Origin of the sequence: Allocatelliglobosispora scoriae (genome assembly GCF_014204945.1) — a bacterium.
Lineage (GTDB): Bacteria > Actinomycetota > Actinomycetes > Mycobacteriales > Micromonosporaceae > Allocatelliglobosispora > Allocatelliglobosispora scoriae.
In genome coordinates, this window is the sequence record NZ_JACHMN010000002.1 from 388,295 (window position 1) to 408,077 (window position 19,783).

Here is a 19,783-nt window from a genome sequence, read left to right on the forward strand (position 1 = left end):
TAGTGTCAATTTAAAACTCACCCCCGAGCAACTCACCCTGCGGCTCGGCGTATTGTCTGTACAAAGTAGACTATCAGCGAAATATACACCTCGGCGAATAGAACATATTGGGTCAGTTTCTTTTAGGGACTATCTTTTCATCGACATGCGTCGGTACGATTCCCGCGGTATGAAGGCAACCGCAAGGAAGGACCACACATGCCCATTGATGTAGCATCCGGCCGGCGCCGTCTCCCCAGGCCGGCCCGGTTGATCACCGCAGCGGCCACCGCCGTCATCGCACTGCTGGCGGCCGGCGCGACCGCGGCCGACGCCGTCACCCCCGCGCCCAGCGGAGTCCGGCTCGCCGACGAGCCGACCGTGGGCCGCGCGAAGTTCAACGCCGCCTTCACCCACGGCATGGTCGCCGTCGAGGGCACCAACATCCACTACGTCAAGGGCGGCTCCGGCCCCGCGATCCTGCTGATCCACGGCTGGCCGCAGACCTGGTGGGAGTGGAACACCGTGATGCCCGGACTGGCGCAGAACCACACGGTCATCGCCGTCGACCTGCCCGGCCTCGGCGCCTCGACCGCGCCCACCAGCGGCTACGACAAGAAGACCACGGCGCGCCGCCTCCACGAGGCCGTCGTCAAGCTCGGCTTCTCGAAGGTCACGGTCATCGGGCACGACGTCGGTACGCTGGTCGCCTACCCCTACGCCCGCGACTTCCCCAACGATGTGGACCGCGTCGTCGTGGTCGAAGCCCCGCTGTCCGGCTTCGGTCTCGAGGACGTCTACAACATCAGCTTCCACTTCCTGTTCAACATCGCCCCGAAGCCGATCCCCGAGACCATCCTGGACACGGCCGACGTGCCCACCTATCTCGGCATGATCTTCGACTCGGCGGTCGTCCCGAACTCGATCGACCGGGAGCGGTTCTACCTCGCCTACTCCGACCCCGCCAAGCGCAGCGCCGGCTACGAGTACTACCGCGCCTACGCCGCCGACGCCGTCGACAACCAGGCGCACGCGACACCGAAGATCGGCGTACCGGTCATCGCGATGGGCGGCGAGTTCATCTTCGGCGCCGGCGTGGCGGCCTCGTTCCAGAACGTCGCATCGGACGTGCGGACGGTCGTCGTGCCTGGTGTCGGCCACTACCCGCCGGAGGAGGACCCCGCGTTCTTCGTCAACTGCGTACGCTACTTCCTCGGGGACACCCCCGGTACGCCGACCGGAGCCCTCGCCGGCTGCGCCCGCTAGCCGGTAACGCACCACAGACCCACTGGGCGGAGCCAGACTCGCAATCAGCACCGCCAGTGCACCACTGATCCCCCGCGGCTCCTCCCTAGCCGCGGGGGATCAGTGCCGTCACGGGGTGGCGGCGGGGAAGTTCTTCACCGGGCACGTGTTCGGCGTCGCCGGGTCCACCAGCTTCAGCGCGTGCGCGATGCCGTCCGGGGGCGTCTGCGGCAGCTCGGGCTCGCGGTCGTCGACGAGCACCAGGGCATGCCACCCGGTGACGGTGGGCGTGTACTTCGTACACCCGTCGATGACCGCCACCGACTGGCCGGACGCGGCGGCGACCCGGTTGCGGACGTAGGTCGACGGCGTACCCGCCGTGCTCTTGATGAGGTAGAGGTGTTGGCCCGCGGTGGGCGTGGTGGCCCAGAAAGCCTGACCCGCGGTGAGCCACATGTCGGCGATCGAGACGATGTCGTGGTCGGCGAGGACCGCGAAGGCGAGGTCCGGATCGGACGCTCCGGAGCTGCCCGGATGTGTGATCGCCGGCAGCACGATCGTGTTCGTCCCGGTGCTGCGCTCGATCGTGTATGTCCCCGAACCGCTGTAGTTGGTGACCGTCGCCAGGTAGCGGCCGATCGGCCGGTAGCCGCTGTTGGAGTTGACCGCGATGAAGTCGGTGCGGCCGGTGCCCTGCGTGCTGGTGCCCAGGGCGACACCGTTACCGGAGAGCGCCAGGTCGAAGTCGCCGGTGGTCGGCGACTGCAGCGCAACCACCGACCAGTAGGTATTGGTCGTGCTGTAGGTGTAGGACTGCGGCGTGGTCGAGTAGGTGGTGGAGTCGTTGGAGAGCGGCACGGAGGCTGCGGCGACGCCCGGGATGGCGAGCACCATCAGGCCGGCGGTGGCGGCGGCGAGGATGGCGAGACGGCGAGGGGACATGGTTCCTCCACAGGGGGTGATCACCGCGACGGTAGCCCCAAAACGATCTCCAAGCTGTCGGGAAACAGCACGTTGCAACGAAAATCGGAGGTCGGCGAGTCCGCTGTGGGTACTCCACGGAGCTGCTGTCCAGCCTCCGAGCGCATGATCGCGTTGTTACCCGGAAAGAGTCCCCTTCTCCGCACCCTGAGGGGCCTGTTTCCGGGAAACAACGCGATCATGCCGGCGGGGCGGCGTGGGGGCGGTGTGTTACGGGACCATGGGGCGGACCTGCTTCGCCACGAAGCGCATGAAGCCCTCCGGGTCCGGGTCGTCCGGGGTGGGCTGGAGCACGACCGTGTCCGCGCCCGCGTCCGCCCAGCGCCGCACCGCCGCCGCGACCGCGGCGGCGTCCCCGGCCACGCCGACATCCCGCATCGAGTCGTAGCCCCACACGATCCGCTCGCGCTCCAGCCGAGCTTCGGCATCCGGGCCGGTCGCGGCGTGCACGTAGACGACGATCGGGTGCGGCTCCTGACGCCCACCGGCCGCCCGCCCCTCCTCGACCAGCGCTCGGGCTTTGACGAGCTGCTCCGGTGACGTACCCCCGGTGAGGATCGTGCCGTCGGCCGCCTCGCCGCAGAGCCGGATCGAGCGCGGCCCGACCGCTCCGGCGAGGATCGCGGGCGGCGCCGGCGGCGGCCAGTCGAGCTTGACCCGGTCGAGCTGCACGTAGCGGCCGGTCACGTTCACCTCCTCGCCGCGCAGCAGTGCCCGCAGCGCGTCGAGGTGCTCACGCAGCAGCGTGATCGGTGACTCGACGCGTGCGCCGACCTGCCCCATCCAGTCCTGCACACCGTGGCCGACTCCGGCGATCACCCGGCCGGGGAAGAGCCGGTCCATGGTGGCGAGCTCCATCGCGGTGAGCGCGACGTTGCGCAGCGGCACCGGCAGCAGGCCGACACCGACGCGCAGCCGCTCGGTCCAGGCGAGGGCCGCCGCAGCGGTGGCGATACCGCTCTCGCGGAAGCAGTCCTCCCAGACCCAGAGCTCCTCCAGTCCGGCCTCGTCGGCGGCCTGCGCGACGGCGCGCAATCGCTCGGGCGGCAGTTGGGGCAGGAAGACAGCACCTAGGGTCGTCACTTCTTCATCTTCCCCTGCTCCGGCGCATCCCGCTGCGGGATGACCGTCGCCGCCGAGCCGGCCGCGGAGACGGAAGCAGCGGCGGGAGCAGCAGCGACTGCGGAAGCAGCCGGCGGGCGCAGGGCCTCGGCCGTGACGTCGGCGACGAACTCGATGACGCTGTTGCCGTACGCGGGCGGGTCGACGATCCGCAGCATCAGGCAGAAAGCCCGATCGGCGTGGTCCCGGGCGAGGCGGCTGTAGCGTTCGGCGAGGTAGCGGGCGGCAGCCTGGTTCGTCGGCGCCGTCTGTCCATACAGGATGAAGACGGGCAGGCCGCCGTTGGGCGGAAAGACTCTGGCGAGCAGGACGTACTCGTAGACACCGGCCTCGCGGGAGAACGCCCGATCGCCCACGTGAATGGTGAGCAGCTCCTTGCCGTCTTCACCCGCCGTGACGCCGGGCAGCAGCCAGCGCAGATGCTGCGAGGTACGCGGGTTGGTGCCCGGCCCGCCGACGGTGAACTCGGTCGCGGCGCCGATCCCGCTGGGCGGATCGTCGAAGGACGCGATCTCCGGTCGGCTGCCGCAGTCCCCGGCGATCATGGACAGCTCCATCAGGGCCGCCATGTCGAGCCGGTGCACGCTGTTGACGCGCGGCGACGAGGCGTGCCGGGCGACGTAGAAGGTGCACTGCGCGTCCTTGGCGAGGCCGAAGAACTTCCGCTTGCGTTCCAGCCGGCGGCGGCGCAACGCGTACTGGGCGAGCCACACGGCCAGACCGGCGATGGCGCTCGCCGCGAGGTTGATCGTCAAGTCCCACACGCCGGTCATCCTCGCCGATCCCCGCCACCGGCGCCACGACGGGGCGGGGGCTCAGCTCAGTTCCCCGCCGTCTCCGGCTCCTTCACCTCGAAGCTCTGGATGAAATCCACGAGCTCGTCCTCCGACGCCAGGCGAACGCCGAGCTCGTCGGCGACCGACTGGACCAGCGCCTTCGCGGCACGCACCTCGTCGGCGCCCGCGGTGTCGGGCAGCGTCACCCGGAGCTCGGCGTGGTGTGCCCAGGCCTGGCTCCACATGACGGCGATCTGCACGCCCCGGTAGCGCCAGTTGTGTCGGGTGTTCTGCGTCCGGTGGACATACTCCGCGAAGCCCAGGGAGTCGAAGATCTGCACCGCGATCGAGACCTCGTCGGTCGCGATCGAGAGCTCGATGTCGGGGGTACCTGAGCCGATGTGGCTGGTCTTGACCACGATCATGGCAGTGTCGCGCGAGACGCTGTGCACGACCTCGATCGCCTTGTCCGGCATGACGTAGAACCAGATGTGCCTGTCGTCGGGGCCGAGGTCCTCGCCGCACTGCTGGAGCTGGGCGACCAGCTCGGCGGACTCGGGCTCGGAGAACTGAACGCGGTGCTCGATATTCATCGCCATGGCGGACCTTCCGGCGCTATCACGTCATTCGGGGGATCTTCAGCTCGCCCGGGCCGACACGGCTGCGGGCGGACACACCGGCTCCGGATCAGCGGCAGTGCGACGAAGGCACGCGCGCGGAGCGGCGGTCAGGGGTGGAGCGGAAGGCCGCGCCCGGCGAAACCTCGGGCACGGGCAGGGAGATCCCCTATGTGCGAGACAGGCAGAGCTCGGTCAGGCTCGGCGAACGCCGATGGGCCCGGCCGGGCAGGGCGAGCAGGAGCAGGAGCAGGATCACGCCGATGAGCAGCGCCTCACCGGCGGGCACCTCGACGGAGCCGAAGTCTTCGAGCAGGCCCGCGAGCATCGCCAGGCAGGCCCACGGCGGGCACTCCCCCGGCACGTCGCCGGTGTCGACGAACGCGGCCGTGTGGTCGAAGCCGACGACGGCCGGACCCGCACCCACCAGGTCGACCTCGTCGTGGGAACCCTGCTGATAGGCGAAGACGGCGCCGGAGAGAATGGCGGTCACGAGCACCACGACCATCGGGAGCAGCCAGCCGCGGCCGATGACCAGCAGCCGGGCGGCCGAGGACCGCAGGGCGTTCGTCACCGTCCCCCGACTCATTACGCCCGCTTCCTGCGCTCAGCCCACCACGTATGACCAGTTCAACACGACAGTACAGATCAATCCAGGGCGGCGACCATGTCGCATACTCGACAAATTCTCCCTGGCCCGGGGAGCATCGACGGGGTGGGGAGACGATGAGCGGATCCGAGTGGGGCCTCACCCCGCAGCAGAGCATCGGCCTCGAATGCGCACGCCGCGGCAAGGATGCCGTGATCACGGGGTGCATCAGATTGATCTATGGCGATGACGTCGACAGCGCACTGATCATGGCTCTGGCCGGCCCGGCGGCCCGGCGGCTCCTCGACGGCGAGCCGCACGACGATCTCTACTGGCTGCGGGTCTGGGGCACGCGAGGCCTGCTGTGGGCATGGGACGACAGCGCGACCGGCGCCGTCCTGCTCGCGCTCACCGACGAAGCCTGGCGGGTACGCGAGATGGCCGCCAAGGTCGTGGCCCGGCACCTCGTCGGCGATGCGCTGACCGTGGTCGCCGCATTGCGGGACGATCCGGTGCCCCGGGTCCGAGCGGTCGCCGCCAGGGCGGTCACCCGCCTCACCGGGGCCGCCGCCTGACCCCGGGTCACGTTTTGCAGCAAACCGTGGCATCCCGGCGCCGGAAGGGCACGGTTTGCTGCAAAACGTGACGGGGTGAGTCCGTGCCCGCGCCACAGGACGGGGCGGGGCTCAGTCGAGGGCGGCGACGAGGTCCCGCTGCGGGGAGGTGCCGGAGGCAGCCGTGGGGGCCGGACGGCGTACCAACCAGAAAACGATCACGGCCGCGACCGCGCCGACGATGCCGGAGACGACGCAGACCGCGTTGACCGCGTCGGCGAAGGCGGCGCGCCGCGAGCCGGTCCCGGTGAGGTGGTCGGCGAAGACCGTGCCGAGGACCGCGATGCCGAGGGCGTAACCGAGCTGCCGGAACGTGTTGACGGCGCCCGACGCCATGCCGCCGCGCTCGATCGGGACCGACGACATCGCGGCCGACGCGAGCGGCGGGGTGGCGAGCCCGACGCCGACACCGCTGACGATGAGGCCGACCGCGATCGCCCAGCGGCCCGACGACGCGTCGAGCGAGGTCTGCAGGAAGGCGCCCGCCGCGATGAGGGCGAGCCCGGCGCTGATGGTCCAGCGCGGCGAGACGTCGGCGAGGCGGCGCCCGGCGATCCCGGCCACGACCAGGGCGGTGAGGCTCATCGGCAGCAGGGCGAGACCGGCGTCGACGGGACCGAAACCGAGGGCGATCTGCAGCCAGATCGAGGTGAAGGCGAGGTAGGCGAAGGCCGCCCAGGAGATCAGCAGCGAGCCGACCATCAGGCCGACGAAGCCGGGGCGGCGGAAGAGCGCGAGGTCGAGCATGGGCTGCGGATGGCGGACCTCGATGAGCAGGAACGCGACGAGCGCGGCGGCGCCGACGCCGAGGCCGGCGAGGGTGGTCGGGTCGGACCAGCCGTCCTGGCCGGCGTGCACGAGGCCGTAGACGGTCGCCGCGGCGGCGAGGGTGAAGGTGAGCATGCCGCCGACATCGACGCGGCGGTGGGCGTCGCCGCGCGACTCGCGCAGCACCCAGTAGACCATGATCACGGTGATGATGCTGACCGGCAGGTTGACCAGGAAGATCCAGCGCCAGCCCGCGTGCTCGGTGAGCAGGCCGCCGACGATGGGTCCGGTCGCTGCGGCGGCGCCGTTGATCGCACCCCAGACACCGAACGCGATGCCCCGGTCCCGCCCCTGGTAGTGCTGGTTGAGCAGCGCCATCGTGGTGGCGAACATCGCGGCGGCACCGATGCCCTGCACGCAGCGCGCCGCGATCAGCACCTCCGCGTTGGGCGCGAGCCCGCAGGCGGCCGACGAGACGGCGAAGATCGCGAGCCCGGCGGCATAGACGCGGCGGCGGCCGATCCGGTCGGCGATCGTGCCCGCGCCGAGCAGCAGCGCGGCGAGGGCCAGCGCGTAGCCGTCGAGGACCCACTGCAGGTCGGCCATCGAGGTGTCGAGGTGGTCGGACATGGCGGGAAGCGCGACGACGACGATCGTCACGTCGACGAGCAGCATGAAGGCGCCGAGGCAGATCGCGATGAGAGGTGACCATTTACGCATGCCGCCATCCTGGACCACGCCTCCGACAATCTCCATCCAGGCCAGCATTCCTGACGGATTTCGACATTCGACTAGGGTAGGATGATGGAAAACCTCACCCTGGATGGTCTCGATCGGAACCTGCTGCACGCGCTGCAGGTCGAGGCTCGGGCGCCCTTCGCCCGGATCGCCACGGTGATCGGGAGCTCCGACCAGACGGTCAAGCGCCGCTACCGGCGGCTCGTCGACACCGGCATGCTGCGCGTCTTCGGGCTCCCCGACACGATCCGGCTCGGGCACCTGGCGTGGATGCTGCGCATGCAGTGCACACCCGACGCGGCCGCGCCGATCGCCGAGGCCCTGGCGCGCCGCGAGGACACGTCGTGGGTCAGCCTCTACTCCGGGGGTACGGAGATCGTCTGCGTCACGCAGGGGCCGGACCGGGACGCCTACGCCTCCCTGCTGCTGCACAAGCTGCCCCGCACCCCCAAGGTCGTCAACGTCAGCGCGCACTACCTGCTGAAGAACTTCGACTGCGGCCCGAAGGAGTGGCCCGCGCAGACGGCCACCCTCACGGGCGACCAGATCGCCGCGCTGGAGCCGCTCGCCGTCGACCCGTCCCTGCCGGCCGCCATCTCCAGCGCCGACGCGCCCCTGCTCACCGTGCTCGCCCGCGACGGTCGGGCCAGCCTCACCGAGATCGCGGCGGCGACCGGGTGGTCGGAGTCGACCGCTGGACGCCGCCTGGACCACCTGCGGACCTGCGGGGCGATCTACCTCGACGTCGACATCGATGCCACCCTGCTCGGGTACGCCGCCGAAGCCATGCTGTGGCTGACCGTCGCACCTTCCGCCCTCGACGCGGTCGGCACCGAGCTCGCGAGCTGGGACGAGGTCTCCTTCATGGCCGCCACCACGGGAAACACCAACCTCGTCGCGGTGGTGGTGTGCCGGGACACCGCTGCGCTCTACGACTTCCTCGCCCACCGGATCGGCTCGATCGAGGGCATCCGGCGGATGGAGACCGCTCCGCTGATCCGGCGCGTCAAGCGCGCGGGCGCCCTGCTCGCCGCTCCTTAGCGAGCAGCGTCACACGCAGAGGCAGAACGGATGGCCGGCCGGGTCGGTGAAGACCCGGGAGTGCGCGGGATCGGGCTGGTGGCCGAGCTTCGTGCCGCCGAGCGCGAGCACCATGGACTCCGCCTCGTCGAGGTTTTCCACCCGCAGGTGCAGGTGGAACTGCATCGACGACGCCGGGTCCGGCCAGCTCGGCGGCTGATGCCCCGGCGCACGCTGGAACGACAGGTGGAAGCCCGCGTTCGCGTCCGCGCCGATCGAGATCCAGTCAGGGTCGGTGAAGACGACCGCCCAGCCGGTCAGCCGGGCGTAGAACTCCGCCAGGACAGCTGGTTCCCGGCACTCCAGCGCTACGCCGCTGAGCTTCGCCACTGCGCTCACTCAGTCATTGTCGCCTGTCCCGGGCGAAGAATCTCCACACCGGGGCAACCTTCCCCGGCGCCGTCATCGGATTCACAGGGTGATCACGATCGCGTGAGGTCCGGTAGATTTCTGGGCATGACTGAGCAGTGGCGGGCGGGCTTCGATGCCGTCGTGACCTTCGTCAACGGCGGCGACCTGCGGGTGCAGGGGTTCCGACTGGACATCCCCGGCACCGGGATCACCGACGACGAGCTGGGTGAGCTGCTCGTTCGCCATCTGGGCCTGCTGATGGTCGGCTCGGTGGAGATCAGTGCCAAGGAGCTCATCCCGGAGGCGCACAAGGGCTCCCGGGAGGTCCCGGCGCAGGCCGCGGACGGTCCCCGGCTGGTCGAGCTGAGCCACGTGATCCGCGACGGGATGGTGACCTACCCCGGCCTGCCCGGGCCGGAGATCACCGACCACCTGAGCCGCGAGGCGTCGCACGCCGCCTACGCGGCGGGGACCGAGTTCCAGATCGGCCGGATCTCGATGGTCGCCAACACCGGCACATACCTCGACTCGCCCTGGCACCGCTACTCCGACGGCGACGACCTCTCCGGCCTGCCGCTGTCGAAGCTCGTCGACCTCGACGGGCTGGTCGTGCGGCTGCCCGCCGAGACGCGGGAGATCACCCCCCTGCTGCTCGCCCCCTACGACGTGGCGGGCAGGGCGGTGCTGATCAGCACCGGCTGGGACCGGCACTGGGGGACGGCCGGCTACGGCGATCCGGACCACCCGCACCTCACCGAGGAGGGCGCGGCCTGGCTGGTCGAGCAGGGCGCGACGCTGGTGGGGATCGACTCGGTCAACATCGACGACACCCGGGGCGGCGTTCGCCCGGCGCACAGCACCCTGCTCGCCGCGGGCATCCCGATCGTCGAGCACCTGACCGGCCTCGACGCGCTCCCGCCGCACGGCTTCCGGTTCCACGCCGCGCCTCCGCTGGTCGCGGGGATGGGCACCTTCCCGGTCCGCGCATACGCGATCATCACCGGCTGAGGACGCCCCCTGGGCGGAACGGTCCGAGCAGCCTTGATCGCGCTGTTTCCCGGAAACAAGCCCCTCACCACACACCCGAGGGGACTCTTTCCCGGAAACAACGCGATCATCGCGGGCAACGCGGGCGACGCGCGTGCGGCAGTGCACTCACCCATTCGAGTGAACCTCGCCGCCCAGGTGACGATCCAGCGTTCACGTCGACCTTTTCATCCCCGGACCCCCGCATCGCGCCTGCCCGATCCCGCGATCCCGGCTCGCACCGGCGTGAGCGGTCCGTGAATACCGGTATCGAGCGGTGCCGAGGCCCGCGCCCCGCGTACGCACCGCAACATCATCAGCATGGTCAGCTCGGTCGCTGCACTGACCTCAGAGAACCAGGCCCGACGACCGTCCACAATTGATGGATAGCGGATCTTAGATCACAATGGCTGCTGAACAACCATTAAGGCTACCTATGGGTATTGATCTAGCTCAATACTCTCCTAACGTTCATCCATTCATTCAGCTTATCCACTTATGATCATCAATACGCGCCGCTAACGTTCGGCCCTATGTCACAGATGCTCCAGCGCGTCCTGGTCGCGGGAACGGCGGTTGTCCTCACCGTCGGCGGCCTGAGCGCACCAACACCTGCCATCGCGCAGGCACCGGCAGCCTCGGCCGCAGCCTGCAACCTCCGACCCAACCCGCACCTGGCCGCCGCGAACGAGTGGGCCAGCTGCCTCTCCGTCGCCACCGACCTGGCCAAGGCACCGGCCATCGGCGAGACCGTCCCCTTCACCTTCGAGGTCACCTCCCAGCGCTCGCTCAGCGGCATACGCATCGAAGCGGACCTGCCCGGCAACCTGCGCTGGGTCGCCGCACCGGCGAAGCTCACCGCAGCGAAGCAGACCTCCATCAGCCCGCAGAACTACGGAGCGATCGACCGGGCCAGCGGCACCCTCAACGCCGCCGCCGGATCGACCACCCGCTTCGCCGGGATGATCACCGCGGTCGAGGCCGGACCGGCCGAGATCCGCGTCCGGGCTCTCTCCTCGCTGCCCGGCAGCGACGGCGCCGCCGAGGACAGCACGTTCCTCACCGTCGGCGACGGCAAGGGCACCGCCTCCATCACCGGCATCACCACCGCGCAGACCGGCACCACCGCAGCCGTCCCCGCCGGGACCACCCTGACCCCGGCGAAGAAGGGCCGCAGCCTGACCGGCGACAAGTCCACCGAGAGCAGCACGCAGGCCACCTCCTGCGTCACCGGCGGCTGGTTCTACATCGACAACCTCGGCGTCACCCGCGCCGCCGTCTTCGAGACGGTCGAGGCGTGGGAGGGCGGCACCAAGCTCGCCACCGGCTCCGTCGGCTCCACCGGCCGCTACACGCTCTGCTTCACGGGCACGCACAACGTCTACGCGCGGTTCGTGACGAGCAACTACCTCTGGCGTGTACGCCAGACCGGCACCAACAACGACTTCGCCTTCGTCTCCGGCACCGTGGCGGTGGCCGACGGCGCCACGGTCGAGATCGGCAACCTGCAGCCCGCCGACACCACCCTCATGCGCGGCCTGCACGCCTTCGACTCCGCCTACAAGGCGTGGCTGTGGCACCCCGGCATCTGCTGGGACCCGCTGGACGGCACCTGCCGTCAGCTCGTCATCAACTGGGCCAACAACTCCACCGACGGCACCTACTACTCGCCGGGCAGCAACGACGTGCACCTCGCCGCCGCCGACCCGGACGCGCCCACCACGGTGATCCACGAGATCTCGCACGCGATGATGGACGACATCTACGAGGACGCGATGCCGCCCTCGCCGAGCTGCAACCCGCACAGCATCCAGGGCGCCACGTCGGCCGGCTGCGCGTGGGTCGAGGGCTGGGCGGAATGGTTCCCGGCGTCGGTGCTCAACGACCCGTTCTACCGCTGGCCCAACGGCGCCTCCCTCAACCTGGAGACGCCGACCTGGGGCACGGCCGGCTGGGGCACCGGCGACATCACCGAGGGCCGCGTCGCCGGTGCGCTGATCGACATCTCCGACGCCAACAACGAGGGCTACTGGGACGTCTACGGCGAAGGCGCCCCCGGCAACGTGTGGAACACCTTCGTCAACCACGTCGCCAACACCTTCGCCCAGTTCTGGGCCTGGCGCGTCGCCGACGGCTACAACGTCGCCGACGCGGGCGCCCTGTCGTCCGTCTACCAGAACACGATCGACTACACCTTCCGCAACCCGCTCGGCAACTACGCGGAGCTGACCAGGCCGACGCCGACGCCGCACAACTACGGCTACAACACCGGCTCGAACTACTGGTCGGTGGTGGCGGTACGCAGCACCGGCGCCGACTACGACCTCCAGCTCTTCGACGACCGGGCGCAGACGGTCAACCTCGGCACCAGCACCTTCGGCGGCACCACGATCGACTTCGTCGCGGTCGACTCCAACCGGCGACCGCTGGGCGACTACTACCCCAACGCCTTCGCCTACTCCGGCACGGGCAACTACCAGGTCGAACTCGCCCAGGGCTTCGACGTCCTCGGCGCGGCGACCAGCCAGGCGATCGCCATGGGCACCAACGACGTGGTGACCGTCCGGGACGTGTCGCTGACCGCCGGAGTACCGGTGACCTTCACCGTCAGCGGCGCCGGTGACGCCGAGCTCTTCCTGATGTCCTCCGACGCCGCCACCCCGGCGACGTGGGTCCGAGGGCGTCCGTCGGCCGTCGCCACCGCCTCGGCGGCCGGTGCGGGCGGGACGGAGACCTTCACCTTCACCCCGACCGTCACCCAGTGGTACGGCCTGGTCCTGATCAACAAGGCCGGATCCGGCACCTACACCCTGTCCCGTTCCTGACAATTTCGGAGAAACCCGGGTGGCCTGCGCGCAAGTGCGGGCCACCCGGCCCATCATATTGACATGCGCCGAATGTCCGCCGTGCTGCTCGCCACCCTCACGCTGCTCACCGGCTGCCAGGCGGAGGTGGCCCCGCCGTCGGTCGGCTCGCCGCCGGCAGGCGCGGACGCGCTGGTCCTGCGGGTGTCGCGTACCCCCGGTTTCGGGCCGCCCGGCGCTCGCTTCGCCGCACCGGTCAGCGCGCTCGTCGGCGACGGCCGCTTCATCGTCCTCGCCCCCGCCGACGGCACCCCGCCCGCGCCGGTTCAGCGGCAGCTCACAACGACCGGAGTGACGAAGGTGGTGACCGCCGCCGCCGGGGCCGGGCTGCAGGAGCAGACCGACTACGGCGACCCCGGCGCCCCGGACGCGCCGGTGACGACATTCACCCTGGTCACCGATGGCATACGGCACGACAACACGGTGATCGCCTTCCCGACCGACGCCGATCGCGGCCTCAACGCCGACCAGCGCGCCCGGCGCGAGCGGCTGCGCGCCTTCCACGACGACCTGGCCGACCCCGATCGCTTCCTCGGCGGTGAGGCCGGCGGCGGCAAGCCCTACGGGTACGCCCGGCTCGCGATCTTCGCCCTGCCGACCGAGATGGCCGCCGACACCCGGCCCTGGCCGCTCGACGACCTCGCCACCGCCGGGACGCCGCTGGAGACGGGGCGCTGCTCGGTGGTGAGCGGGGCGCAGCTCGCCACGCTGCGCGACGCGGCGACCGGCGGTAGTGCCACGCAGACCTGGCGCAGTGGCGAGCGCGCCTACCTGGTCATCCTCCGGGCGCTGCTCCCTGACGAGGATGCCTGCCCGGTCTGACCCTCGGTCCCGCCGACCGGGTAGGCACGACTCCGCCGACCAGGGCGGTCTTCCGGAGTCGAGGATGAAGACAAGATCACGCCGTCTTCATAGGATCCATTTGATTCCCTGACTCTGGAGCTCGCTTTGTCCGATCTGCCCGCCTTGACCGCCACGCCGACCGAGCCGGTCCCGGTTCCCGGCGGGGCAGCCTCCACCCACCGGCTCCTGTGGGTCATCCTCGCCCTGGTGCTGGTTCTCGTCGCCGGTGGAGCCGTCACGGCCGTGATGCTCTCGTCCGCCAACACCGGCCCGGTGGCGGCGACCCTGACTGCCTCGCCCCCGACCACGGCGTCGCCCTCGCCCTCGGCCACAGCGCCGACCCTGCCCAGCGTGCAGGGCGTGCCGGTGCTGGCGATGCCGAAGACCCTGCTCGGCCGGGCGCTGTCGACCGGCGGCTACAAGGCCACCGCGCAGAGCATGCTCAAGGACTACACCTTCAATCCGCCGGCGCTGCGCGAGGTCGGCGCCGCCTACGGCTCGACGGCGAAGAAGACCCAGGTCATCGCGCTGGCGTACGCGATCACGCTGAACAATCCGGCCGGGTTCCTCACCGAGAGCGGCTTCCCGCTCACGGGCGCGGAGCGGGTCGACGCCGGACCGGCGGGCGGAGCGGCGGTCTGCGGGACGGCGAAGAACTTCTCCCCGAAGTCCGCCTACTGCATGTGGGCCGACGAGAACAGCCTCGGCATCCTCGTCTTCGTCGGAACGACCCCGGCCAAGGCGGCTCCGCTGCTGGTCACGGCACGTGCGGAGATCCAGATCCAGTCCTGACGTCGCCGGGTGCGGCGGACCCGAACGGTCCTCCGCACCCGGCGACGAGCTGGTCTACGTCAGCCGTAGACCTCGAACTCCCACAGTGAGTAGCCGTACCCGGTGGCCCGGGTCGTGCCGTTGATCCGGACATACCGGCCGGTGGCGGTGAGACCGGTGTTGTCGTCGACCCCGCCGTCACCACCGGTCACCGAACGCGCCGTGGTCCAGGTCACGCCGTCGGCCGAAGTCTGGATCTGGTACGCCGACCCGTACGCCGCCTCCCAGGTCAACTTCACCCTGCTGATCGCGTACGACTGGCCCAGATCCACCTGGATCCACTGCGGATCGGCGAACGCGCTGCCCCAGCGGGTGGTGCCCGAGCCGTCGACCGCGTTCGCCGCCACGTTGGGCGCCTCCACGCTGGATGCGGTGGCGGGCTTGTTCAACGCGAGGTTCCCCGTCGGCGGCTGGGTCGGACCGCCGGCACCGTAGACCTCGAACTCCCAGAGCGAGTAGCCGAATCCGGTGGCCCGGGTCGTGCCGTTGATCCGCACGTACCGGCCGGTGGCGGTGAGACCGGTGTTGTCGTCGACCCCGCCGTCACCACCGGTCACCGAACGCACCGTGGTCCAGGTCAGACCATCAGCAGACGTCTGGATCTGGTACGCCGACCCGTACGCCGCCTCCCAGGACAGCTTCACCCTGCTGATCGCGTACGACTGGCCCAGATCCACCTGGATCCACTGCGGATCGGCGAACGCGCTGCCCCACCGGGTGGTGGCAGAGCCGTCGACCGCGTTCGCCGCCACGTAGGCGCCCTCCACGCTCGACGCCGTCACCGGACGGTTCAGCGCGAGGTTGCTCCCCTGCGGCGGAGTGGTGCCGCCGGAGGTGAAGGTGAAGTCGTCGATGTCGAACAGCGAGCCGGTGGCACCGCCGGTGAACACCAGGTAGAGCTGGTGCGTTCCGGCCGGCACGGTCACCGTGCCGGTCACGTCGACCCAGGTCTCCCAGCCGCCGGTCGGGGCGACCGGCACCGTGGAGACGACCGTGCCGGTCGGCGAGTCGATCCGCGCGGTCAGCGTGCCGCCGATGCCGGCCGAGGCGACTCGCGCCTTGAACCCGGTGACGCCGGTCAGGTTGTACGGCGTGAAGGAGATCCAGTCGCCGTTCTCGACGTAGCCGATGGCGTTGCCGCCGTGCGCGCTGGCCTTGGCGGCGAGCTGGACACCGTTCATCGTGGCGTAGTGCTCGGCCTGCCGGGTTCGCGGTTGCAGCACGTGCTGGTCCTGGACCGCGGGCCCGGTCGGCGGGGTGTAGACGGCGGCCAGCACCCCGAAGATGTTCGCGGACGCGTCGTGCTCACCGTCCACCGTGGTCTGGACCGACCCGGTGCAGCCGGTCTTGCTGGTGATCGGGTGACCGTGGCTGTCGTGGCCCAGGACGTAGTTGAGCACGACCCGGTTGCAGTCGACGGTGCCGACATTCGGATCGGTGACCCGCACCTCGTAGGGCACTAGGTCGCCGAACTGGAACACCGTACCGTCGGCCGGGACGATGATCTGGACCGACGGCCGGCCGACGCCGATGACGGTGCTGGCGGTCGCGATCCTGCCGCCGCTGTCGCGAACCGTCAGCGTCGCGGTGTACTCGCCGTTCGTCGGGTAGGTGAACGTCGGGTTGGCCGCCGTGGAGTCCGTGGAGCCGTTGCTGGTGAAGTCCCAGGCGAAGGTGATGGCATCGCCGTCGGGATCGTTGCTGCCGGCCGAGCTGAACTGCACGGTCAGCGGCGCTCCGCCGGTCGACGGAGTGGCGCTGGCCTGGGCGATCGGTGCCCGGTTGCCGCCGCTGTTGTACTCGATGCGGTAGAGGGCCGAGTTGGCGTCGCCGCCGAACCAGGTCGTGCCGTAGTCGAGCACGTACAGTGCGCCGTCCGGTCCGAACTCCATGTCCATGATCGCCGTTCCGGTCCACGGGATCGACTCGATCGCGCCGGCCGTACCGTTGGCGTTGATCGTGGCCGCCTTGATCCAACGGCTGGTGAACTCGCCGAGGATGGCCTTGCCGTTGAAGGAGACCGGGAACTTCACGTCGGAGACGAGCGCCGGGTTGAAGTTGTAGACCGGGCCGCCCATCGGACCGCCGCCGCCCAGTTCGGGCCGCCAGGGACCCGCCCCGCCGTAGGGCAGCCAGGCCGCCTGCGACGCGGGGAGGGTGGTGATGCCCGTGTTGTTGCGCGAGTTGTTCGTCGGCCCGCCCGCGCAGTTGAACGGACCGGCCGACGGACCGGTGGGGAACGTGTACTCCTGGTAGGGGGTGTTGTAGTTCGAGCAGTAGGGCCAGCCGAAGTTGCCCGGCTGGGTGATCCGCTCGAACGACACCGTGCCGGCCGGTCCGCGCTGCGCGTCGGCGCTGCCCGCGTCGGGGCCGTAGTCACCGAGGTAGACGACCCCGGTGGCCTTGTCCACGCTCATCCGGAACGGGTTGCGGAAGCCCATGGCGTAGACCTCGGGCCTGGTCTTCGCGGTGCCCGGGGCGAACATGTTGCCGGCCGGGATGGTGTAGCCACCCGTCGCCGACGGCTTGATCCGCAGCACCTTGCCGCGCAGGTCGTTGCTGTTGCCCGCGGTGCGCTGGGCGTCGAAGGCCGGGTTGTGGTCGGTCCGCTCGTCCAGTGGTGCGTAACCGCCGGAGTCGAACGGGTTGGTGTCGTCGCCGGTGGAGAGGTAGAGGTTGCCGGCCGCGTCGAAGTCGATGTCGCCGCCGACGTGGCAGCACTGCCCCCGGCTGGTCGGCACGTCGAGGATCGTGACCAGCGAGGCCGGGTCGATCGTGTTGTCGTCGCGGACGGTGAACCGGCCCAGCTTGTTGACGCCGTCGAACGGGGCGAACTGGGCCGGCGTGCCGGTGGCCGGAGAGTCGCCGCCCGGGGTGCTGAGCGGTGGCGCGTAATAGATGTAGACCCACCGGTTGGTGGCGAAGTTCGGGTCGGCCTTGATGCTCTGCATGCCCTCCTCGTCGTGGGTGTAGACGGGAAGGGTCATCGCGACCTTGGTGTTGCCGTTGACGTCGGTGAACCGGACGGTGCCGTCGCGGGAGGTGTGCAGCGTGCCCCGGTTCGGCAGCACCGTCATGCCCATCGGCTCGCCGGTCTCGGCCACGCCCTTGGCCAGTGTCACCTGGGTGAACGTGCCCGCCTGCGGGGTGCCGACCGTGCAGTTCCCGGTGCCCTGGGCCGCGTACCGGATGCCGCCGAGCAGGTGGGTACGGAAGTTGGCCTCGCTGAAGCTCTCCTGGGTGTGCCCGAGACCGGTGTACCACGAGCGTCCGCCGTCGTAGGCGCGGCACCAGGAGATCGGGTGGTCGGCACCCATCGTGCCACCGGTGTAGGTCGACTCGTTGAGGTTGGCCAGCACGTGCACCGTCGAGCGCGGGTTGGTGCGGTAGTTGTAGAGCTCGTCGGTCCGGACCCAGTTCGCCGGGAGGCCCGCGGTGGACGGGTGGGCCGTGTCCTCGATGCGGACCGTGGCCTGCTGGATCGCCGGGTGGCTGGAGAAGTAGGCGCCCACCAGGCCGCCGTACCAGGCCCAGTCGTATTCGGTGTCGGACGCGGCGTGCACGCCGACGTAACCGCCACCGGCGCGGACGTAGCGCTCGAACGCCGCCTGCTGGGTGGCGTCGAGCACGTCGGCGGTGGTGGACAGCCAGATCACCGCTTTGAACCTGGCCAGGTTGGCGTCGTTGAACTGGGCAGCGTCCTCGGTCGCCTCGACCGTGAAGTTGTTCTGCGTGCCGAGCTGCTGGATCGCGGTGATACCCACCGGGATCGAGTCATGCCGGAACCCCGCGGTCTTGCTGAAGATCAGCACCGCGAAATCAGGGGCGGCCTGCGCAGGGGTGACGTTGAAGCCGACCCCGGCCAGCACAATGGCGACGCAGAGCAGCACTCTGCGAAGGAACATGATCGGTTGACACCTCTCCCGTAGAGAAAATGAAGACGTGCGCCGATCACGCCTGGGCCTCAGGCCCGTTCCCGATGGGCGTGCGCGCCGCCGCCGCCAACCTCTCGGTTGACATTGCCAGAGAGCGCTCTCCCATCGATGTGGAGACAGTTAAGCAGACTCCCCCGCCGTTGTGAAGGCTCCTCATGTGCCACCGGCTCCGATCGGCCACGATCTCGACCTTGCGCAATTCCTACAACTCCTACAGACTTACTTCCGTGCGAGTTGTTGATCTATTCGAACGAGCGGCGCGGATCCTGCCGAAGGTCGCGGCGGGTGCCGCCGAACGCGAGCGCCTGCGCGTCCTGCCGCATGAGCAGATCCGGCAGCTCGCGAATGCGCAGCTCTTCACCTTCCGCATCCCCCGCGGTCACGGCGGTGCCGGTTCCACCGTGCGCGAGGTGATCCGGTTCGTCATCGACCTCGCAGCTGCCGACTCCAACATCGCCCAGGCGCTGCGCCCCGACTTCTCCTTCATCGAAGGGCTGCGGGCCAACGGCACCGACGACGAGCGCGAGCTGTGGTTCGGACGGTTCCTCGGCGGCGCCGTCGTCGGCAACGCGGGCTGGGAGATCGGCGGCGCCAACGGTGCCATCAGTGCCCGGATCAGCCGCGCCGGCGACCACTTCACCGCCAAGGGCAGCAAGTACTACAGCACCGGCTCGCTCTACGCCGACTGGGTGAGCGCGACCGCCCTCGACGACGACGACCAGCCGGTCTCCTTCATCGTGCCCCGCGACCGCGAAGGGCTGGAGCTCGTCGACGACTTCGACGGCATGGGCCAGCGGCTCACCGCGAGCGGCACCACCAACCTGCACGACATGACGGTCTTCGCCCACGAGATCCGCCACCGCGCCATCTCGCGCGACCGCCGGTCGCCGGTGACACCGTTCCTGCAGCTCTACCTGGGTGCCGTCCAGGCGGGGATCGCCCGCAACGCGCTCGCCGACGCCGTGGCCTTCGCCCGCGAACGGGCCCGGCCGATCCGGCACAGCAGTGCCGAGCGGTCCGTCGACGACCCCTACGTGCAGCTCGCGGTCGGCGAGATCTCCGCGCGGGCCTTCGCCGCCGAGTCGGTGATCCTCGCCGCCGCGAGCACGATCGACGAGGTCTGGGCCGCGGACTTCGACAACGATCTGCTGACGACGGCGTCGGTGACGGTCGCGCAGGCCCAGTTCCTCGCCGCAGAGGCCGCCCTGCGAGCTTCGGAGCTCGTCTTCGACGTGGGCGGCGGCTCGGCCACGGCCCGCGAGCACAACCTGGACCGGCACTGGCGCAACGCCCGCACCGTCGCCAATCACAATCCCCGCCTCTGGAAGGCGGCAGTCGTCGGCGCCTACCGCCTGACCGGCGCGGAGCCCCCGACGAGCGGGCTCTTCTAACGTCGAAAGCGAGCACAACCATGGCGTCTTCAC

At 69.9% G+C, this 19,783-nt stretch carries 16 protein-coding genes; 8 read left to right on the forward strand and 8 right to left on the reverse strand.

From position 1 onward, the window contains the following. Positions 1–198 precede the first annotated feature (198 nt). Positions 199–1,245 carry an alpha/beta fold hydrolase gene (locus F4553_RS07770; RefSeq protein ID WP_184833962.1) on the forward strand — a complete coding sequence of 349 codons (1,047 nt, stop codon included), beginning with the start codon at positions 199–201 and terminating at the stop codon, positions 1,243–1,245. A gap of 108 nt (positions 1,246–1,353) precedes the next feature. Here F4553_RS07770 and F4553_RS07775 read toward each other — a convergent pair whose 3' ends face one another. From F4553_RS07775 to F4553_RS07795, 5 genes are all read right to left on the reverse strand, one after another. Then, a complete protein-coding gene (locus F4553_RS07775) occupies positions 1,354–2,166 on the reverse strand; it encodes a hypothetical protein (protein ID WP_184833964.1) in 813 nt (270 codons plus the stop codon). 249 nt (positions 2,167–2,415) lie between these two features. Continuing rightward, positions 2,416–3,288: an LLM class flavin-dependent oxidoreductase gene (locus F4553_RS07780; RefSeq protein ID WP_184833965.1), complete on the reverse strand. Its 873-nt coding sequence runs from the start codon at positions 3,286–3,288 to the stop codon at positions 2,416–2,418. Continuing rightward, positions 3,285–4,091, reverse strand: coding sequence for a hypothetical protein (locus F4553_RS07785; RefSeq protein ID WP_184833967.1), 807 nt, complete (start codon positions 4,089–4,091; stop codon positions 3,285–3,287). Before F4553_RS07785 ends, F4553_RS07780 begins: the two co-directional genes overlap by 4 nt. A 56-nt stretch (positions 4,092–4,147) precedes the next feature. Next, positions 4,148–4,702 (reverse strand): hypothetical protein, encoded by a 555-nt coding sequence (locus tag F4553_RS07790; protein WP_184833969.1) that lies wholly within the window; start codon positions 4,700–4,702, stop codon positions 4,148–4,150. 187 nt (positions 4,703–4,889) lie between these two features. Beyond that, the gene (locus F4553_RS07795; RefSeq protein ID WP_184833971.1) at positions 4,890–5,294 is read right to left on the reverse strand and encodes a hypothetical protein; all 405 of its coding nucleotides are present in this window, start codon (positions 5,292–5,294) and stop codon (positions 4,890–4,892) included. A 152-nt stretch (positions 5,295–5,446) separates the two neighbouring features. Here F4553_RS07795 and F4553_RS07800 point away from each other — a divergent pair, with 152 nt between their 5' ends. Beyond that, positions 5,447–5,884: a hypothetical protein gene (locus tag F4553_RS07800; RefSeq protein ID WP_184833973.1), complete on the forward strand. Its 438-nt coding sequence runs from the start codon at positions 5,447–5,449 to the stop codon at positions 5,882–5,884. A gap of 111 nt (positions 5,885–5,995) precedes the next feature. Here the strand turns inward: F4553_RS07800 and F4553_RS07805 are convergent, their stop codons facing one another. Next, on the reverse strand, positions 5,996–7,447 hold the full coding sequence (locus F4553_RS07805) for an MFS transporter (RefSeq protein ID WP_246466224.1): 1,452 nt from the start codon (positions 7,445–7,447) through the stop codon (positions 5,996–5,998). A gap of 48 nt (positions 7,448–7,495) precedes the next feature. Between F4553_RS07805 and F4553_RS07810 the strand changes: the two genes are divergently transcribed. Then, positions 7,496–8,470 carry an Lrp/AsnC family transcriptional regulator gene (locus tag F4553_RS07810; protein WP_184833975.1) on the forward strand — a complete coding sequence of 325 codons (975 nt, stop codon included), beginning with the start codon at positions 7,496–7,498 and terminating at the stop codon, positions 8,468–8,470. A 9-nt stretch (positions 8,471–8,479) separates the two neighbouring features. Here the strand turns inward: F4553_RS07810 and F4553_RS07815 are convergent, their stop codons facing one another. Then, entirely contained in the window at positions 8,480–8,848 is a 369-nt protein-coding gene (locus F4553_RS07815) for a VOC family protein (protein ID WP_184833977.1), read from the reverse strand. Between the two features lie 117 nt (positions 8,849–8,965). Between F4553_RS07815 and F4553_RS07820 the strand changes: the two genes are divergently transcribed. From F4553_RS07820 to F4553_RS07835, 4 genes are all read left to right on the forward strand, one after another. Beyond that, positions 8,966–9,868, forward strand: coding sequence for a cyclase family protein (locus F4553_RS07820; RefSeq protein WP_184833979.1), 903 nt, complete (start codon positions 8,966–8,968; stop codon positions 9,866–9,868). Positions 9,869–10,419: 551 nt separating this feature from the next. After that, complete coding sequence (locus F4553_RS07825; protein WP_184833981.1) at positions 10,420–12,711, forward strand: hypothetical protein; 2,292 nt, start codon at positions 10,420–10,422, stop codon at positions 12,709–12,711. Between the two features lie 63 nt (positions 12,712–12,774). After that, positions 12,775–13,572 carry a hypothetical protein gene (locus F4553_RS07830; RefSeq protein WP_184833983.1) on the forward strand — a complete coding sequence of 266 codons (798 nt, stop codon included), beginning with the start codon at positions 12,775–12,777 and terminating at the stop codon, positions 13,570–13,572. 126 nt (positions 13,573–13,698) lie between these two features. Beyond that, positions 13,699–14,385: a hypothetical protein gene (locus F4553_RS07835; protein WP_184833985.1), complete on the forward strand. Its 687-nt coding sequence runs from the start codon at positions 13,699–13,701 to the stop codon at positions 14,383–14,385. Between the two features lie 59 nt (positions 14,386–14,444). Here the strand turns inward: F4553_RS07835 and F4553_RS07840 are convergent, their stop codons facing one another. Beyond that, complete coding sequence (locus tag F4553_RS07840) at positions 14,445–18,329, reverse strand: ThuA domain-containing protein (RefSeq protein WP_184833987.1); 3,885 nt, start codon at positions 18,327–18,329, stop codon at positions 14,445–14,447. A gap of 257 nt (positions 18,330–18,586) precedes the next feature. Here F4553_RS07840 and F4553_RS42290 point away from each other — a divergent pair, with 257 nt between their 5' ends. Further along, positions 18,587–19,750 carry an acyl-CoA dehydrogenase family protein gene (locus tag F4553_RS42290; RefSeq protein ID WP_221469811.1) on the forward strand — a complete coding sequence of 388 codons (1,164 nt, stop codon included), beginning with the start codon at positions 18,587–18,589 and terminating at the stop codon, positions 19,748–19,750. Positions 19,751–19,783 lie beyond the last annotated feature (33 nt).

Excerpts from the sequence above, each read along its gene's own strand:
- F4553_RS07810 (WP_184833975.1), top strand. The coding sequence starts at position 7,496 with ATGGAAAACCTCACCCTGGATGGTCTCGATCGGAACCTGCTGCACGCG.
- F4553_RS07805 (WP_246466224.1), bottom strand. The coding sequence starts at position 7,447 with ATGGAGATTGTCGGAGGCGTGGTCCAGGATGGCGGCATGCGTAAATGG.
- F4553_RS07825 (WP_184833981.1), top strand. The coding sequence starts at position 10,420 with ATGTCACAGATGCTCCAGCGCGTCCTGGTCGCGGGAACGGCGGTTGTC.
- F4553_RS07775 (WP_184833964.1), bottom strand. The coding sequence starts at position 2,166 with ATGTCCCCTCGCCGTCTCGCCATCCTCGCCGCCGCCACCGCCGGCCTG.
- F4553_RS07820 (WP_184833979.1), top strand. The coding sequence starts at position 8,966 with ATGACTGAGCAGTGGCGGGCGGGCTTCGATGCCGTCGTGACCTTCGTC.
- F4553_RS07830 (WP_184833983.1), top strand. The coding sequence starts at position 12,775 with ATGCGCCGAATGTCCGCCGTGCTGCTCGCCACCCTCACGCTGCTCACC.
- F4553_RS07770 (WP_184833962.1), top strand. The coding sequence starts at position 199 with ATGCCCATTGATGTAGCATCCGGCCGGCGCCGTCTCCCCAGGCCGGCC.
- F4553_RS07800 (WP_184833973.1), top strand. The coding sequence starts at position 5,447 with ATGAGCGGATCCGAGTGGGGCCTCACCCCGCAGCAGAGCATCGGCCTC.
- F4553_RS07840 (WP_184833987.1), bottom strand. The coding sequence starts at position 18,329 with ATGTTCCTTCGCAGAGTGCTGCTCTGCGTCGCCATTGTGCTGGCCGGG.
- F4553_RS07790 (WP_184833969.1), bottom strand. The coding sequence starts at position 4,702 with ATGGCGATGAATATCGAGCACCGCGTTCAGTTCTCCGAGCCCGAGTCC.